Source organism: Paludisphaera rhizosphaerae (assembly GCF_011065895.1).
In the GTDB taxonomy this organism is placed as follows: Bacteria; Planctomycetota; Planctomycetia; order Isosphaerales; family Isosphaeraceae; genus Paludisphaera; species Paludisphaera rhizosphaerae.
In genome coordinates, this window is sequence record NZ_JAALCR010000039.1 from 17516 (window position 1) to 34492 (window position 16977).

The window sequence follows — 16977 nt, forward strand, 5'->3', positions numbered from 1 at the left end:
CCGGCCCGACAAGATCGAACACTCGATTCTCTGACAGAATTACCGTCGACGACCAACCTACCTCCGGACCATCCTTGGAAGTGTAAACGTGGGTTGCGATATCCATTGCTGCATCGAGTACGCTTCCCGGCCCTCCTCGGACGACTCGCTGTGGGATTACACTCCCTTCGCCTGGGAGATCAACCTGGGCCGCGACTATGACCTCTTTGCTCTCCTGGCCGGGGTCCGCGGCAGAGATGGCGTCGTGCCAGTCTGTGAGCCCAAAGGGCTGCCCGAGGACGTCTCAACCGCGTTCTTGTTGCACTCGTCCTACAAGATCGACGACGAATTGGCCGCCCTGGAGGTCGATGGCTACTGCAGCCGCGAAGAGGCCGAGCAGTGGGTTCAGGAAGGGTCTTCGCTTTCTGTCGGTGAGACTGCGGTCACGAATCCTGACTGGCACTCGATCTCGTGGTTGAACGTTGCCGAGCTTCAAGAAGTTCAGCGTCGCTATCGGCTTCTGCACGATGCCGATCATCTCAAACTCTCAGCGGTCATCGCCGCGATGGGCGCATTGGATAACCAGCAAGGGGGACGGAGTCGTCTCGTCTTCTGGTTCAAGGGATAGAAATGATGGGTGCCACCGAAGCGGCCACGTCGGCTCCTGGCTGATCGACGACAGTCGTGCACCTGCCCAACGCCGGTTCATGGCCACGCGAGCGTGGCCATGGCACCCGAGTCGAGGACTCGACGGAGAGCGAATAGCCCGGAAGGGTTCCTTCTCACGGCAGACGGATCAGGCTGTTGTGGAAGAAGCCGGCCGAATTGGGGTTCCCCGGGTCGTGGCGGAAGGTCTGGCCGTCGATGAGGAATTTGTACTCGTGCGATCCGGCTTCGAGGGGGATCGTGGTGGAGTAGTTCCCCTGGGCGTCGGGGCCGGTCATGGCGAGGGGCCGGTTCTTCCAGTCGGTGAACGTGCCGACGAGGGCGACTGACTTCGCCGGGCCCTCGGGATGGTGTCGGAACGTCACCTCGTACCGGCCGTTTTCCAGCTTCTTCGAGACCGGCGCGCCGAGCGTCAGATCCTGGTCGGCGAGGACGAAGTTGAGATAGCCGATGTGCATCTCGTCCCACGTCTGTTCGCCGAAGGTCACGGCGCGTTTCGGGTCGGGGTTGTTGGGGTTCTCGTCGGAGTTGTCGAAGTGGGCCTCGGTGCGGAGGATGGTCCCCTCGGGCATCGGCTTGGGCTCGGCGAGGACGTAGAGGTTCTGCCAGTCGAACTCATAGCGGGGGACGTCCAGCACGGTCTCGCGACGACCGTCAGGATAGTCGACGACGAACCGCATCGACTTGCCCCGCAGGTGCATGTGGGGCATGAGCGAGATGAGCATCGAGGGCTGCGAAAACCGGAACTCTCCCCGCGAAACGTAGTCGCGCGTGCCGGGCGGGATCTGGAACCGGAAGTCGAGCGCCATGCCCGACATCAGCTCCTTGCGAACCGTCGTCGGGTCGGCGAAGACCAGGCCGATGCCGCTGCGGTCGACCTGCTTCGTCCCCCGGGTGGTGTAGTGGAGCTGGAGCATGATCCTCGACCCGGCCGGGATGCGCTTGGCCATGCCGTCGGCCAGGATCCGGGGGGGCATGCCCGGTGCGTAGGCGGCCAGGAAGTCGCCCCCCTCCTCGTCGATCTTCGACACGCCCGGCGGCATCACGTAGGCGACGACGTGGTGGACGACCGACGTATTCCGCGGGCGCACCTGCGAGGCGCGGACCCAGACGTCATGGCTCAGCTTGGGGTCGATCTCGACGAGTTCGTAGGGCATTGAGCCCTCGGCCGGGATCTCGACCTCGCGAGGCATCTCGAGCACGAGGTCGGGCTTGGGGATCCGCCAGCCCTCGACGAACGTCGCGGGCGGAGGAAGGTCGGCCGGATCCCCCTCGGGCGAGCCGGCGGCGACCCAGTCGCGGATGGCCTGCTTCTCCTCGGCCGTCAGCCGGGCGTCGTTGGCGAACTTGCCGTGCTCCGGCGAGGCGTGCCAGGGGGGCATCCGTCCCTCGTCGACCACCTCGGCGATCATGCTCGACCAACCGGCCGCCTGGCGGTACTCGGTCAGCGAGAACGGGCCGATCTCCCCCGGCCGGTGGCAGGAGACGCACCGCGACTGGAGGATCCGCGAGACCTGCTTCGCATAGGTCACGGTCGCGCCCGCCGACGGCTTCGACACCCGCCCGATCAGGCAGCCGACCACGTCCGTCCTGGGCGTGGCGACCGGCCGCCCGGCGAGGGCCGCCTCGACGGCGTCGACGAGGTCGCGACGGGTGGGCGTGGGCCGATGCACGCCGATGGCGTACTGATCGTCGATCCGCCCCCGGTAGACGACGGCCCGCGACTCGTTCAGGACGAAGACCTCGGGCGTGCGCTCGGCCCCCAGGCGATCGGCCAGCTCATTGCCGACGTCCTTCAGGACGGGGAACGGCAGCTTGTGCTTCTCCGCGAACCGGCCGATCGCGACCGGCCCGTCCTGCTGGTTGGCGTCGACGCCGAAGAAACCGACGCCCCGCTTCTCGAAGTCGCGGGCGGCCTCGGCCAGGATCGGCGCGTAGGTGTCGGCCAGCGGGCACTCGACCCCCAGGAAGGCCACGACGACGACCTTCCGATCGCGGGCCTCGTCCAGCGTGTGCCAGGCCCCGCGATAATCCTGGAGACGGAAGTCGGCCGTCGTCTCGCCCGACGCCGCCAGGCCCGCCAACACGACCCCGATCAAACCGGCAGCGATCATCGCCAGGCCCTCGTCATACCCAGGCCGATCCCCGAACCCCGCATCGACAATACCACAGATGTCCGAGATCCGCCACGGCTCATGACCAGCGGTAGTTCTGCTGGCGGCGGAATCCGGTCACCACGATCGAGCCGTCCGGCCGGATGGAGGCCGTCGAGTAGCCGCTGTTCTCGGGGCCGGAGCCCTCGATCATCGCGGCGAGGGTCGCGTAGTGGACGCCGTTGATCTCGCGGTGGTCGTTCTGGTGGCTGTGGCCCTGGAAGACGGCGAGCACCTTCCCCGAACCCTCCAGCGCCTGCCGCACTCGGGCCGCGTTCTTGACGAAGTGCGAGCCGGTCCCGTCGAGCCGCTGGTGGGCGAAGACGACGACCTTGCCGGCGGCAGCCTTCAGGTCGCCCTCCAGCCATTCCAGTTCCTCGGCCGGGATGTTGGCGTCGGTCCATTCGGAGTTCTTGCGGCCGTAGGGCTTGCCGTCGCTCCGGAAACAGGCGTCGAGGACCACAAAGTGGACTCCCCCTCGGTCGAAGGAGTAGTATGACCGCTCGCGACCGACGCCGCCGAGAAACTCCTCCTTCGTCAGCGTGTCGACGCAATGATTCCCCAGCACGTAATGCCGATCCGCCGAAGCCGTCGAGAACTCGGCGTCGATCTCGCTCAGCCAGCGCTTCTCGACGTCGACCGAATCGGCGGCGTCGATCAGGTCGCCCAGCTCCACGACGAACGCCGGCCGCAACTCCTTGAACTTCGCGACCGCCTCCGCGAGCTTCCCCCGCGTCTCGCGATAATACCGCGTCCCGGCCGGCGCCTTGTCCGCATGGTGCAGGTCCGTCGCCAGGCCGATCAGCAGGCCCTCGCCCTCCACGACGGCTCCTCCCACGACCGACGTCGCCGCGAGCAGCAAGGCGCCGTCGGCCAGGAACGCCCGCCGACCCATCGTCCAACCGCCTTCATCGCGCCGCATGACAGGACTCTCCCGGGGGATGAACCATGAAGAAGACGAAGAGCACCACCGGCGACGGAACCAAGCCTCTCTTCTTCAATCGAGGCCAGTGCGAATCGTCCCTTCTCCCCTCGGGAGAAGGTGCCGCGCAGCGGCGGATGAGGGTCGCCGCGCTTCGGGAAGAGATCCGCTCTCGCGGCATACCGTCCGAAATCCGACGACCCTCACCCGACCCTTCGGGCCACCCTCTCCCGGCGGGAGAGGGAACGTTCCATCGCCTTCATCTTCAACGCCAAGGCCCCGCGCGTCCAGCATGCGGCCAGGCCCTGACCGTCCTGGCGCTCATACTCTTACCCCTCACAACCGCGCCCGCCGCCGAGCATAAAACCAGCGTCGCCATCGTCGGCGACGCCTTCCACATCAACGGTCGGCCGACGTTCGAGGGCCGGGTCTGGAAGGGGAAGAGGGTCGAAGGGTTGCTGCCGAACTCGCGGATGGTCCAGGGGATTTTTGACGATCGCAACCCGGAGACTCGCCCTCGGTTCGCCTACCCGGACACGGGCGTCTGGGACGCCGAGCGCAACACCCGCGAGTTTATCGCCGCCATGCCCGAGTGGCGCCGCCACGGGCTGCTCGCGTTCACGATCTGCCTTCAGGGCGGCAGCCCGGAGGGCTACTCGAAGGACCAGCCGTGGCACAACTCGGCCATCGAGGCCGACGGCTCATTACGAGCCCCGGATATGGCCCGGCTCGCCCGCATCCTCGACCGCGCGGACGAACTGGGGATGGTCGTGATCCTGGGCCTCTTCTACTTCGGCCAGGACCAGCGCCTGGCCGACGAAGCGGCCGTCGTCCACGCCGTCGACGAGGCCGCGGCCTGGGTGCTCGCCGGCGGCTGGCGGAACGTGATGATCGAGGTCGCCAACGAATGCAACGTCCGCTACGACCATGAAATCCTCCGGCCGAAGCGCGTTCATGAATTGATCGAACGCGTGAAGGCGAAGACCGTCGACGGCCGCAGGCTGCTCGCGGGCGTCAGCTACGGCGGCGGTACGATCCCCGGCGAGAACGTCGTCCGCGCCTCCGACTTCCTCCTGATCCACGGCAACGGCGTGGCCGATCCCGAGAAGATCGCCGCCATGGTCAAACGTACCCGCCAGGTCCCGGGCTACACCCCCAAGCCCATCCTCTTCAACGAGGACGACCACTTCGACTTCGACAAGCCCGCCAACAACTTCCTCGCGGCTCTCACCGAATACGCCTCGTGGGGCTACTTCGACCCCGGCGATCGCGGCCCTGACGGCAAGCGACTGCCCAACTACGCCGACGGCTACCAGACCGTCCCCGTCAACTGGACGATCAACACGCCGCGCAAACGGGCCTTCTTCAACCTGCTGGCCGAGATCGTCGGCGCGGACGCCGGCGGGGCCTCGCCGGGTCCCGTCAAGCTGATCCTCGACACCGACATGTCCGGCGACTGCGACGACGCCGGCGCGATGGCCCTCCTGCTCGCCCTGGCCGATCGCGGCGAGTGCGACCTGCTTGCCATCCCCGTGAACCGCGCCGACCGCACGAAGGCCTCGGCCGCCGCCGTCGACGCAATCGCCACCTATTACGGCCGGCCGAACATCCCGATCGGCACCGACAAGCAGGGCCCCACCGCCCTCCAACGCACCAGCGCCTATGCCCCCGCCCTCCGCGACGGCTTCCCCAACGACGTCGGCCCCGACGACCAGGCGCCCGACGCGCTCGACGTCTATTGCAAGGCCCTGTCGGACCAGCCCGACGGCTCCGTGACGATCTGCTCCGTTGGCGCGCTGTCGAACCTCGCCGAACTCCACCGCCGCGAGCCCGCCTTGGTGCGGGCGAAGGTCCGTCGGCTGGTCGTGATGGCGGGCGAGTTCCCGCCGTCGAAGAAGCCCGAGACGAACCTCTTCACCCACCTGGAGGCGTCGCGGTACGTCGCCGATCACTGGCCGGGGGAGATCGTCTGGCACGGCTTCGAGGTCGGCGAGGCCCTGTTCACCGGCTCGCGATTGAAGGAGACGCCGGCGGCCAATCCCGTCCGTCGCGCCTACGAGCTGAAGCCCTACGGCAAGCGCCCGGCGATCGAAGGGGGCCAGCCGAGCTACGACCAGGCCGCGGCGCTCTTCGCGGTTCGCGGCCCGCAGCCGGAGTTCTGGCAGGTCGTCTCCGGCGGTCGCGTGCGGATCGACGACGCGGGCCTCACCCACTGGGAGCCCGACCCGAACGGCCGGCACGCCTACGTGAAAATCGCCGGCGAGCCCGCGCGGCTGGCGGCGGAGATCGAAACCCTGATGATCGCCCCGCCGAAGGGCGGCACTCCCTGATGCGACCGACTCCGGGCGCGGACGACCCGACGTTTTCTTCCCTCGGTTCACTTCTCCAGGAGAGGCATGTGCCAGGCATTCGCACTCTGCTCGCATTCGCTCTCGGCTGTGCGGCGTCGATCGCGCTCGGCTCATTTCCGGTTCCCGCGACGGCGAACGAGCCTTTGCCGAACACTCAGGCGCTGACCGAAGAGGGCGACCTCGCGGCCAAGATGGTGGCCGGGATCCACAGGTACCTCGACCGTGAGTTGGCGGCGTCTGTCGAGAATCGGAAGGCGATGTGGAAGGTGGACGCCTCCTCGGTGGAGGCCTATCGCAGGTCGGTCGAGCCGAATCGGGCGCGGTTGCGGAAGTACCTGGGGGTCGTCGACCCGCGCCTTCCGGCGAGCGTCGAATACGTCGGCGGTCCGGATCAGCCGGCGCTCGTTGCCGAGGCCGCGGAGTATCGGGTCTACGCGATTCGCTGGGCGGTCCTGCCCGGCGTGGACGGCGAGGGCCTGTTGCTGGAGCCGAAGGGGAAGGCCGTCGCCAACGTCGTGGCCCTGCCCGACGCCGACTGGACGCCCGAGATGGCCGTCGGCCTGGCCCCGGGCGTCGCGCCCTCGGCGCAGTTCCCGCGTCGCCTGGCCGAGAACGGCGTTCGCGTGATCGTCCCCACGCTCATCGACCGCAAGGACGACTTTTCAGCGAACCCCAGGCTCAACCGCGCGACCAACCAGCCTCACCGCGAGTTCATCCACCGGATGGCCTTCGAGATGGGCCGGACCTTGCTCGGCTACGAAGTGCAAGAGGTGCTGGCCGCCGTCGACTGGTTCTGTCGCGACGAGGGCCACCCGCGCACTGGCGTCATCGGCTACGGCGAAGGCGGATTGATCGCCTTCTACGCAGCGGCGCTCGACGAGCGGATCGACGCCGGCCTGATCAGCGGCTCCTTCGGCCCTCGCGAACAGATCGCCGAGGAGCCGATCTACCACGACGTCTGGGGCCTGCTCACCGAGTTCGGCGACGGCGACGTCCTGCGCCTGATCGCCCCGAGGTCGATGGTGTTCGCGGCGGCCCCGTTCACCGCGCCGGCCGGCCCGCCCGCTCGAAGTGGGAGGAGCGGGGCCGCACCCGGAAGGAGCCAGGCCGCGAGCCCGGAAGCGGCGAAGAACGAGGCCGCAACTGTCCTTCACGAACTCGCCGGCGCCGGCGACGCCGCCCTGCGAGGCGTCCGGTTCCCCGTCGAGGCGAGCGCCGGGGCGGACGAGCCGGTTTCCGAGGCCGCCTCTGCGAGCTTCTTCCAGATGCTCGGCATCCCGGCGAAGCCAGCCGCGCCGGGGGCGCCTCCCGTCGACTCCCGCAAATCGTTCGATCCGGTCCCCCGCCAGAAGCGGCTGTTCGATCAACTGGTCGGCTTCACTCAGAAACTGTGGCGCGACAGCGAAACCACGCGCAAGGCCTTCTGGGCCCGGGCCGACGCCCCGTCGCCGGCGAGTTGGGAGAAGTCGTGCGAGTGGTACCGCGACTACTTCCATACCGAGGTGATCGGCAAGCTCCCGGAGCCGACGATGCCCCCGAACCCGCGCACGCGGCAGGTCTACGACCAGGCGACCTGGACCGGCCATGAAGTGATGATCGACGTCTATCCGGACGTCTTCGCCTCCGGCGTCCTGCTCCTCCCGAAAGACCTCAAGCCCGGCGAGAAGCGGCCCGTGATCGTCACCCAGCACGGCCTGGAGGGGACGCCCCGGCATACCATCGATGCCGAGAAGAAGCCCGTTTACGACGAATTCTCCAGGAAGCTCGTCGAGCAGGGGTACATCGTCTACGCACCTCAGAATCCGTACTACGGCGACACGGTGTTCCGCCAGTTGCAGCGGAAGGGGCACCCGCTCAAGCTCGCGATCTTCAGCTTCGTCATCCGCCAGCATCAGCGAACGCTCGACTGGCTGGAAACCCTGCCGAACGTCGATCCCGGGCGGATCGCATTCTACGGCCTGAGCTACGGCGGCAAGACGGCGGTCCGCGTCCCGGCCGTCGAGAAGCGCTATTGCCTCTCAATCTGCTCCGGCGACTTCAACGAATGGATCGGCAAGAACGTGTCGGTGGACCTCGACCGCAGCTACATGTGGACGCGCGAGTACGACATGGGCGAGTTCGACATGGGGAACACCTTCAACTACGCCGAGATGGTCAATCTGATCGCGCCTCGGCCCTTCATGGTGGAGCGCGGTCACGACGACGGCGTGGGGACCGATGAGATGATCTCCTACGAATACGCGAAGGTCCGCTACCTCTACGCCAACCGCCTCAAGATCCCCGATCGCACCGAGATCGAATACCAACCCGGCGGCCACCGCATCTACGGCAAGGGAACGTTCGACTTCCTGCGGAGGCACCTGGGATGGACGAGCAAGTGAATCATCGCCGGCGAGCCCGCGCGGCTGGCTGGGCCGTTCGGCGCCCTGAGCGACTCCTGGCGTGGGCCCCCTTGCGGGCGCATACTCGGGGGGAATCGACCTGATCGAGACCCGTCGCGAGAAAGGGGGATCCTAACGATGATGTTTCAACCCAAGGCCCTGACCCTGATCGCCGGGGCCCTGCTGCTGGGGGTGCCCGCCATGAGCCAGGGCCAGCAAGCGGCCGACCCAAAGAATCCGCAGAAGCCCGCCCTGGCCAAGGACGACGGCGAGAAGCGGATCATGGAGACGATCGTCGAGGCCCGCAAAGGCCAGCGCTACGCCAATGTTTCCGAGGCCGACGGCCGCCTGATGCGGCAGCTCGTGGAGGCCCTCGGCGCCAAGCGGGTCGTCGAGCTGGGCACCAGCACCGGCGAGTCCGGCCTGTACTTCTCGATGGCCCTGCGCAAGACGGGCGGCAAGCTCTACACCTACGACATCGACCCCGAGCGCTCGAAGGTCGCCAAGGCCAACTTTGAGAAGGCCGGCGTCATGGACCTGATCGTCATGACCCTGGGCGACGCCCACGAGACGGCCCCCAAGAACACCGACCCGATCGACGTCCTGTTCATCGACGCCGAGAAGCCCGGCTACGACGCCTACCTCCGCGAGCTGCTCCCCTACGTCCGCCCCGGCGGCCTGATCCTCGCCCACAACATGCGCCAGCCCGCCCCCAACCCGAAGTACATCGAAGCCGTCACCACCAACCCCGACCTCGACACCTCGTTCGTCCTGATGGACGGCGCGGGCCTGGGCATCACCCTGAAGAAGCGTTGAAAAGCGGGAGCCAGGGGCTCGCACCCGCGAGCCCCTCGCCTCTGTCAGGCTGAAACCACCCGCGAAAAAAGCCGCCGCACCGGGTCGACCCCGATGCGGCGGCGATGTATTTCAATCGGACGTGCGGACGCCCGGTGGAATCCAATCAGGTTAAATGTTCGCGCCGCGCTCGCGGCGGATCTGGGCGCAGCGGTCGTAGGCGTCCTTGACGGGTTCGCGTGCGCGTTCCCATTCCATGTCGCCTTCCCAGCCGCTCTTCAGGTCGTCCTCGATGTCGCTGAACTTGCCTTCGCCGTACTGCGACTCGGCCGTGGCGCCGTAGCGATAGGCCGGGACGTGGGTGTCGAAGGTCTCGCCCTCGCGGACGTAGGGACGAGAAGAGAAGTTGTCGCGCAGCCAGTTGTCCTCGGTCGTGGGATCGATCAGCTCGCCGATCCCCTTGCCGGCGTAGCCGCCGGCGACCGCGCCGAGGGCCGCGCCGACCGCGGTCCCCACGGGGCCGGCGACCGAGCCGACCGCCGCGCCGGAGGCGGCCCCGCCGAGGGCGGCGCCGACGCCGACTTCGATCGGGTGCGAGCCCGGGGCGTCGGTGATCGGGTCTGGATTGCGGTCGCCGTGAGGCGGGAGATCGACGCTCTTCTCGGGATTGTGGGTCGTGGCCATGGTGTCGCTCCGGAGAGGTTTATCGTGGCTATCCCCCCGAGTCGATCCCCGGGGAGGTCGGATAAATGTGTTTGCAAATACGTTGCCATCAGATGCGACTGCAGGTCGAATTTCTGACTTTCCCTGAACGAGCGAGGCCGCCTCAAGGGAAAATGAGCCGACCCGCTTCGATGAGAGCGGCTTCTCGTCGCCCTGAGCGGTGACACGATTCTCCTCCCCGGGCGTTATCTCGATGCTGAAAGGCCCGGGGCCGAGGAACCGCGACTCCCCGGCATTCCGTCAAGTCCCGCTTTCCGAACTGCCGACCTTTCGTATAATCACAAATAGAACGAAATCTCCCCCGGCCCCCTTTTGGACCCGGCCATGACGACCCGACGAACCAGCCCGACGCTCGCGATGATCGCCCTGGCGATCGCCGCCGCGCTCGCGCTGTCGAGCGTCGGCGAGGCCTCGGCCTGCTCGTCTCCGGCTCCGGCGAAGGCTCGCGGCTGCTGCGCCAAGCGCGTCCAACCCGCCTGCGGCTGCTGCAAGACTCCCCAGAAGGAGAAGGAAGAGGCCGTCGCCCCGAAGGTCGACCTCCTCGCGTCGCTGTCGCCGGTCGAATCCGAATCCGGCCCCTCCTGCGGATGCCTCCCCGCCGATCCCGCCGCGCCGACCGAACGGCGGACGGTCGAACCGCGCAGCGAGTCCTCAACGACCCAGCCCGCGGCCGTCGCCTTTGAGATGGCACCCGTCGCGGCGACCGCCCTCGAACGCCCGACCTCTTTCGATCCGCTCCCGCGCCCCGTCTACCTGCGCACTTCCCGATTGAGATTCTGACGAGGCTCCTCCTGGACGCGTTTGCGTTCTAGGTTTCCCGATGGGCCTATTCCCGTCTCCTCTCCCACAGCGAGACCGGGCCGTCTTTCGATCAGAATCCTAATATCAATCAATCGGGAGTTCCCCATGTCCTCCGCCGACCAACCGCTGACGCGCTGGCGGAAGTTTCGGATGGTGATGAAGGTCGTCGAGCTTCGGCTGCGGTTCGTGGCCTTGATGGCGGCGACGGCGCTCACGTTCGCCTACTGGGACACGCTCGGCAACTACTACGAGAAATGGACGCGACCGACCGGCCCGACGATCGCCGCGACGGCCGACCACGAGTTTTACTGCCCGATGCACCCCACGGTCGTCCAGCCGACGGCCGGGTCGTGCCCGATCTGCGGGATGCCGCTCTCCAAGCGGGTGAAGGGGGCCGAGACGCCCCTGCCGGCCGGCGTGCTCTCCCGACTGACGCTGGCGCCGGACCGCATCGCCCAGGCCGGCGTGAAGACCGTGGCGGCCAGCTACGTCCCGCTGACGGAAACCGTGGCCACCGTGGGGACCGTCGAGATCGACGAACGCCGGCTGCGGCGGATCGCCTCCCGGACGAAGGGCCTGGCGCGGGTGGAGAAGCTCCATGTGGACTTCACCGGCGTCCGCGTCGAGGCCGGCCAGCCGCTGGCCGAGGTCTACAGCCCCGAACTCTATCAGGCCATGCAGGAGATGCTCCTGCACCAGCGCACCGCCCAGGCGAGCCCCGCAGGCAACCGCGTGCTGGGCGACCCGCAGAACCTCGTCCGCCTGGCCGCCGACAAGCTCAAGCTCTGGGGGATCACCCAGGAGCAGATCGACCGCATCCTCAAGGACGGCAAGGCCGATTACCGCCTGCCGATCCTCTCACCCATCGGCGGCGTGGTCGTCCGCAAGGGGGTCGTCGAGGGAGACTACGTCGCCGAAGGCCAGGCCCTGTTCGAGGTCGCCGACCTCTCCCACATCTGGGTCAAGGCGCAGGTGTATGAGAACCAGTTCGCCCTCGTCCGCGAGGGCCAGGCCGTGCACGCGACGGTCGAGGCCTATCCCGGCGAGGTCTTCTCCGGCCGGGTCGCGTTCATCGACCCCGTGCTCAACCCGCAGACCCGCACGGCCGTCGTCCGCTACGACCTGGACAACCCGAACCTCCGCCTGAAGCCCGGGATGTTCGCCTCGGTGACGCTGGAGACCCCCATCGCCGACGCCCCGGCCTTCCGCGAGCGGATCGCCCGCGCCAACGCCGGCGCGGCGAAGCTCCACAAGGCCGTGCTGACGGCCGAGGAGCAGGAGAAGTGCCTGGTCACCGACGCCAAGCTGGGCTCGATGGGCGACCCGCTCCCCGTGGAAGTCGACGGCCGCAAGCTCTGGATCTGCTGCGCCAGTTGCGAATCCAAGATCAAGACGACCCCCGCCAGGTACCTCGCCCGCCTGGAGGCCGTCCCGGTCGACGCCGTGCTGGCCGTCCCCGAATCCGCCGTGATCGACGCCGGTTCGCGGAAAGTCGTCTACATCGAGGCCGAGCCGGGCGTCTTCGAAGGCCGCGAGGTGGTCCTCGGCCCGATCTCGAACAGCCGCTACCCCGTGCTGGAGGGCCTCAAGCCCGGCGACCGCGTCGCCGCATCCGGAGCCTTCCTCATCGACGCCGAAACCCGCCTCAACCCCCGCGCCGCCGGCCAGCCGAGCACCCCGGCGCCTCGGTCGGCGGCCACGAACTCGACGACTCGACGTTGATTCGGATTCGGGGTTCAGGTTTTCTCGGGTGGCATGGCCACGCTTGCGTGGCCATGGACCAGCGCGGGATCATCGCTCGACCGTCGCCGATCGCATGCCCACGCGAGCGTGGGCATGGCACCCATCACGCTCAATCGGACTAATGCGGACGGAGTCAAGCCGGTGATCGAAGGCGTCGTCGAGTGGTCCATCCGCAACCGGTTCCTCGTCATCATCGCGGCGATCGCGGTGGGGGTGGCGGGGCTGCGCGCCCTGGCGACGACGCCGGTGGACGCGGTGCCGGACCAGTCGGAAAACCAGGTCGTGGTCTTCACCGACTGGATGGGCCGCAGCCCCCAGGAGATCGAGGACCAGATCACCTACCCCCTGACGACGAAGCTCCAGGGGTTGGCCGGCGTGAAGGTGGTGCGGTCGTCGAGCGAGTTCAACTTCTCGATGATCAATATCATCTTCGACGACTCGGTCGAATATTACTTCGCCCGCGAACGCGTGCTGGAAAGGCTGGCGACCGTCGCCCCGGACATGCCCCAGGGGGTGACGCCCTACATGGCGCCGGACGCCACCGCCGTCGGCCAGATCTTCTGGTACACCGTCGAGGGGGACGGCGTCGGCCTGGACGAACTTCGGGCCATCCAGGACTGGTACGTCCGCTACCAGCTCAACGCGGTGCCGGGCGTGGCCGAGGTCGCCTCCGTCGGCGGAGCCCCGCGCGAGTATCAGGTCGACCTGGACCCCAGCAAGCTGCGGGCCTTCGGCGTCTCGCTGGGCGAGGTCTACTCGGCCGTCCAGCGTTCCAACTCGGCGGTCGGCGGGCGCGTCATCCACAAGGGGAACGCGGAGTACCTGATCCGATCCGTCGGCTGGCTCCGGGGCGTCGACGACCTCAAACGCACCGTGGTCGCCCAGCGCAACGGGACGCCCATCTACCTGGAGACGATCGCCTCCGTCCAGACCGGCCCCGGCTTCAAGCGGAGCGTCCTGGAGAAGGACGGTCGAGAGGTGGTCGGCGGCGTGGTGATGATGCGGTTCGGCGAGAACCCGCTGGAGGTCACCCGCCAGATCAAGGAGAAGGTCGCCGCCCTCTCGCCGGGGCTCCCCGAAGGCGTGCGCATCGTCCCCTTCTACGACCGCACGCCGCTGATCGAGAAGGCGCTCGAGACGGTGTCGGACACGGTGTACGAGGAGATCTTCATATCCACGGTCATGATCGTCCTGATCATGGGTCATCTCGGCGGTGCGTTCATCGTCTCGCTGACGTTGCCGCTGGCGATCCTGACCAGCTTCCTGATGATGAAGATCTTCGGCGTCCCCTCCAACATCATGAGCCTGGCGGGGATCGCCATCTCGGTCGGCATCCTGGAGGACCAGGCCGTCGTCATGACGGAGAACGCCGCGCACCATCTGACGCGACGGTTCGGCGACCAGCCGGTGCGCGGAGACGCCCTGGACGTCATCATCCCCGCCTGCCGCACCGTCGGCCGGCCGATCTTCTTCTCGGTGCTCATCACGATCCTGTCGTTCCTGCCGGTCTTCGCCCTGACGGGACGGTCAGGCAAGATGTTTCACCCGCTGGCCTGGACCAAGACGTTCGCCCTGATCGGCGTGGCCGTGCTGGCCGTGACCCTGGTCCCCGCGCTCATCCCCATCTTCCTGCGCGGGCGGATCAAGTCCGAGGACGACTCGTGGCTGGTCCGAACGATGATCACCATCTTCAAGCCGATGCTCTCCTGGCTGATGGACCGCACCACGCTGGTCTGCTGGCTGTTCGTCTGCATCCTCGGCCTGGGATGGCTGGCGGCCGGCCGCCTGGGGAGCGAATTCATGCCGCCGCTCGACGAGGGCTCGATCCTCGACATGCCCACCAGCGTGCCGCGGATGTCCGTCGCCCAGGCGACCGAAGACCTCAAAGCCCGCAACGCCGTGCTGCGCGGGTTCCCCGAAGTCGCCCAGGTCGTCGGCAAGGCCGGCCGCGCCGAGACCGCGACCGACCCCTCCCCACTCGACATGGTCGAGACCATCATCAACCTGCACGACAAGGACCTCTGGACCAAGCGCAAGCTTCTCTTCGAGGACGCCCTCTGGCAGGTGGAAGCCGCGCGCAAAGCGATGGAGCGATCGGCCGATCCGACGTCTTCCCCCCTCGCGGGGGAAGACAGATCGCGAAGCGATCAGATGAGGGGGACGACCGCCGCCGGACTCGAGTCTGACGGCCGCTCCGAAACCAACGCCGATCCCCCCTCATCCGGCCCTGCGGGCCACCTTCCCCCGCGAGGGGGGAAGGCCGTTGTGGTTGTGGACGCAAACGACGCGGCCATGCACGTCGTGTCACGCGTCGACTCGACCCTCAGAATCCTCGCCGCCCGGCGCATCCAGGAGCACCGCCCGGCCATGCTGCGAGCCGCGGCCGGCGAGGCCGTCGACGCGATCCTGGAACGAGCCGGCCGGACGACGCGTGCGCTCACATCAAATGAGCGCGACGAGTTGTCGAAGGCGCTGGCCGATCGCTTCGGCGAGCGCCTGGCGGACGGCCCGGCGGTAGAGGACGTGGTGATGATCGCCGACGCCGCGACCGCCCGCCTGATCGCCATGGGCGTCTTGCCCGCTGCCCCTGACCTGCTCTCCGCCCCCCCTGCCCTCTGGGACCGTGCCCGCGACCTGACGGCCTCGGCCCTCGGCGGTCGCGCGAAGTCGGCCTACGAGCGGATCGCCGAGCGAGTCGCTGCGGCCCGCGACGCCAGCCTGAAGGCTCGCATCAAGGACCTCAACTGGGAACTCTTCGACCGGGCCGTCGAGACTGCGACCGAGGCGGCGATCGACGCCCTCGCGGGCGAGAAGCCGCCCACAGCCGAGCAACGGTCATCCCTGATCGCCTCGCTCTCAAAACCCTTCGCCGACCGGCTGTTCCTCTGGAAGAAGACGAAGCAGGATCTGGTCGACGAGATGGACACGGCCCTGCAGGTGCCGGGATGGGGCAATATCTTCACCCAGCCGATCATCAACCGGATCGAGATGCTGGCGACGGGCGTCCGCACGCCGGTCGGCGTGAAGGTCTTCGGCGACGACCTCGACGAGATCCAGCGTGTGAGCGGGCAAGTCGCCGACGCGCTCCGGTCCGTCCGGGGCGCGGGGGGCGTCGTCGCCGATCAGATCGTCGGCAAGGGATACGTGGAGATCGACATCGACCGCGAAAAGGCCGCACGCTACGGCGTGCAGGTGGGAGACGTGCAGGACGTGGTCGAGGTCGCCATGGGGGGCCGCCCTCTCACCACGACCGTCGAGGGCCGCCGCCGCTTTCCCGTCCGCGTCCGATACGCTCGCGACTTCCGCGCCGATGAGGAGGCTCTCAAGAACATCCTCGTCACCAGCCGAGGGGCGACCGGAGAAGCGTCGGCCGGCATGGGGATGCCCGACGGCGACGCGAAGCCCGGCGCGGCGGCGGCCCCCGTGCCGGTGCCGCTCTCGCAGGTGGCGACCGTGAAGATCGTCGAGGGCCCCTCGATGATCAAGAGCGAGAACGGCCTCCTGCGGTCGTACGTCCAGCTCACCGTCACAGGCCGCGACGAGGTCGGGTTCGTCGAGGAGGCCCGTCGCGTCGTCGCCGAGAAGGTCAAACTCCCCAAGGGGATGTACCTGGAATGGTCGGGCCAGTTCGAGAACGAGTTGAAGACCAGGCGCACGCTCCAGGTCGTCTTCCCGGCCGTGCTGGTGGTGATCGTCCTGATCCTGTACATCACCTACAAGAGCTGGATCGACGCCGCCCTGATGATGACGAGCGTCCTGGGGGCGCTCGCCGGCGGGGCGATGTTCCAGTGGCTCTTCGGCTTCAACTTCTCCGTCGCCGTCTGGGTCGGATACATCGCCTGCTTCGGGATGGCCACGGAGACGGGTATCGTCATGCTCGTCTATTTGCGCGAGGCCCTGGAAGAGCGCGGCGGGCTGGAAGCGATCACGTCCGTCGACCAGTTGAAGGAAGCGATCCTCGAAGGCGCCATCCACCGGCTGCGTCCCAAGCTGCTGACCGAAGGGACCACGATCATCTCAATCGCCCCGATGCTCTGGGCCAGCGGCGTCGGCGCCGAGGTCATCCGCCCGATGGCCGCTCCCGTCCTCGGCGGCCTCCTGATCGCCGACGAGGTCATCGACGTCTTCCTCCCCGTGCTCTACTTCACCATGAAGAAATGGCAGTGGAGACGCCTTCATGGTTTGGGGCCGCTGGATACGGCGCGGGAGGCGTGAACGTCGCCGAAACGGAGTGATGCTCTTCGTCCCCTCTCCCACCGGGAGAGGGTGGCCCGCAGGGCCGGGTGAGGGTCGTCGGACTTGTAGATATCGCGAAGGAGTGCCGATCGCCCGGCTCCGAGATACCTTCCGAAATCCGATGACCCTCACCCGCCGCTGCGCGGCTGCCCTCTCCCGGCGGGAGAGGGGACCTGGATCCAGCCGGCTTGCCACGCTTCCACGGTCTGCGAGAAGGAGTTCTGCCT

General features: G+C 67.7%; 10 protein-coding genes. 7 read left to right on the forward strand and 3 right to left on the reverse strand.

Annotated features, from left to right (window positions below):
- The first annotated feature begins 88 nt into the window (after nt 1–88).
- On the forward strand, nt 89–607 hold the full coding sequence (locus G5C50_RS28815) for a hypothetical protein (RefSeq protein ID WP_165074686.1): 519 nt from the start codon (nt 89–91) through the stop codon (nt 605–607).
- Nucleotides 608–761: 154 nt separating this feature from the next.
- Here G5C50_RS28815 and G5C50_RS28820 read toward each other — a convergent pair whose 3' ends face one another.
- Nucleotides 762–2759, reverse strand: a complete 1998-nt coding sequence (locus tag G5C50_RS28820) for a redoxin domain-containing protein (RefSeq protein ID WP_165074688.1) — start codon at nt 2757–2759, stop codon at nt 762–764.
- Between the two features lie 79 nt (nt 2760–2838).
- Nucleotides 2839–3720: a metallophosphoesterase family protein gene (locus G5C50_RS28825; protein ID WP_206107901.1), complete on the reverse strand. Its 882-nt coding sequence runs from the start codon at nt 3718–3720 to the stop codon at nt 2839–2841.
- A gap of 26 nt (nt 3721–3746) precedes the next feature.
- On the opposite strand from G5C50_RS28825, the gene G5C50_RS32450 reads away from it, so the two are divergent.
- The 3 genes from G5C50_RS32450 (at nt 3747) to G5C50_RS28840 (ending at nt 9268) form a co-directional block, all read left to right on the forward strand.
- Entirely contained in the window at nt 3747–6050 is a 2304-nt protein-coding gene (locus tag G5C50_RS32450) for a nucleoside hydrolase (protein ID WP_206107902.1), read from the forward strand.
- 68 nt (nt 6051–6118) lie between these two features.
- Entirely contained in the window at nt 6119–8452 is a 2334-nt protein-coding gene (locus G5C50_RS28835) for an alpha/beta hydrolase family protein (RefSeq protein WP_240907408.1), read from the forward strand.
- A gap of 138 nt (nt 8453–8590) precedes the next feature.
- Nucleotides 8591–9268, forward strand: coding sequence for an O-methyltransferase (locus tag G5C50_RS28840; protein ID WP_165074691.1), 678 nt, complete (start codon nt 8591–8593; stop codon nt 9266–9268).
- A gap of 150 nt (nt 9269–9418) precedes the next feature.
- On the opposite strand, the gene G5C50_RS28845 is transcribed toward G5C50_RS28840, so the two are convergent.
- Nucleotides 9419–9931: a hypothetical protein gene (locus tag G5C50_RS28845; RefSeq protein WP_165074693.1), complete on the reverse strand. Its 513-nt coding sequence runs from the start codon at nt 9929–9931 to the stop codon at nt 9419–9421.
- 363 nt (nt 9932–10294) lie between these two features.
- Between G5C50_RS28845 and G5C50_RS28850 the strand changes: the two genes are divergently transcribed.
- From G5C50_RS28850 to G5C50_RS32825, 3 genes are all read left to right on the forward strand, one after another.
- Complete coding sequence (locus tag G5C50_RS28850; RefSeq protein WP_165074695.1) at nt 10295–10750, forward strand: hypothetical protein; 456 nt, start codon at nt 10295–10297, stop codon at nt 10748–10750.
- A 126-nt stretch (nt 10751–10876) separates the two neighbouring features.
- The gene (locus G5C50_RS28855) at nt 10877–12493 is read left to right on the forward strand and encodes an efflux RND transporter periplasmic adaptor subunit (RefSeq protein ID WP_165074697.1); all 1617 of its coding nucleotides are present in this window, start codon (nt 10877–10879) and stop codon (nt 12491–12493) included.
- Between the two features lie 114 nt (nt 12494–12607).
- A complete protein-coding gene (locus tag G5C50_RS32825) occupies nt 12608–16729 on the forward strand; it encodes an efflux RND transporter permease subunit (RefSeq protein WP_240907409.1) in 4122 nt (1373 codons plus the stop codon).
- The last annotated feature ends 248 nt before the right edge of the window (nt 16730–16977 follow it).

Coding starts and splice junctions, on each gene's coding strand:
- G5C50_RS32825 (WP_240907409.1), top strand. CDS start 12,608: ATGGCACCCATCACGCTCAATCGGACTAATGCGGACGGAGTCAAGCCG.
- G5C50_RS28840 (WP_165074691.1), top strand. CDS start 8,591: ATGATGTTTCAACCCAAGGCCCTGACCCTGATCGCCGGGGCCCTGCTG.
- G5C50_RS28825 (WP_206107901.1), bottom strand. CDS start 3,720: ATGCGGCGCGATGAAGGCGGTTGGACGATGGGTCGGCGGGCGTTCCTG.
- G5C50_RS32450 (WP_206107902.1), top strand. CDS start 3,747: ATGAAGAAGACGAAGAGCACCACCGGCGACGGAACCAAGCCTCTCTTC.
- G5C50_RS28845 (WP_165074693.1), bottom strand. CDS start 9,931: ATGGCCACGACCCACAATCCCGAGAAGAGCGTCGATCTCCCGCCTCAC.
- G5C50_RS28850 (WP_165074695.1), top strand. CDS start 10,295: ATGACGACCCGACGAACCAGCCCGACGCTCGCGATGATCGCCCTGGCG.
- G5C50_RS28820 (WP_165074688.1), bottom strand. CDS start 2,759: ATGATCGCTGCCGGTTTGATCGGGGTCGTGTTGGCGGGCCTGGCGGCG.
- G5C50_RS28855 (WP_165074697.1), top strand. CDS start 10,877: ATGTCCTCCGCCGACCAACCGCTGACGCGCTGGCGGAAGTTTCGGATG.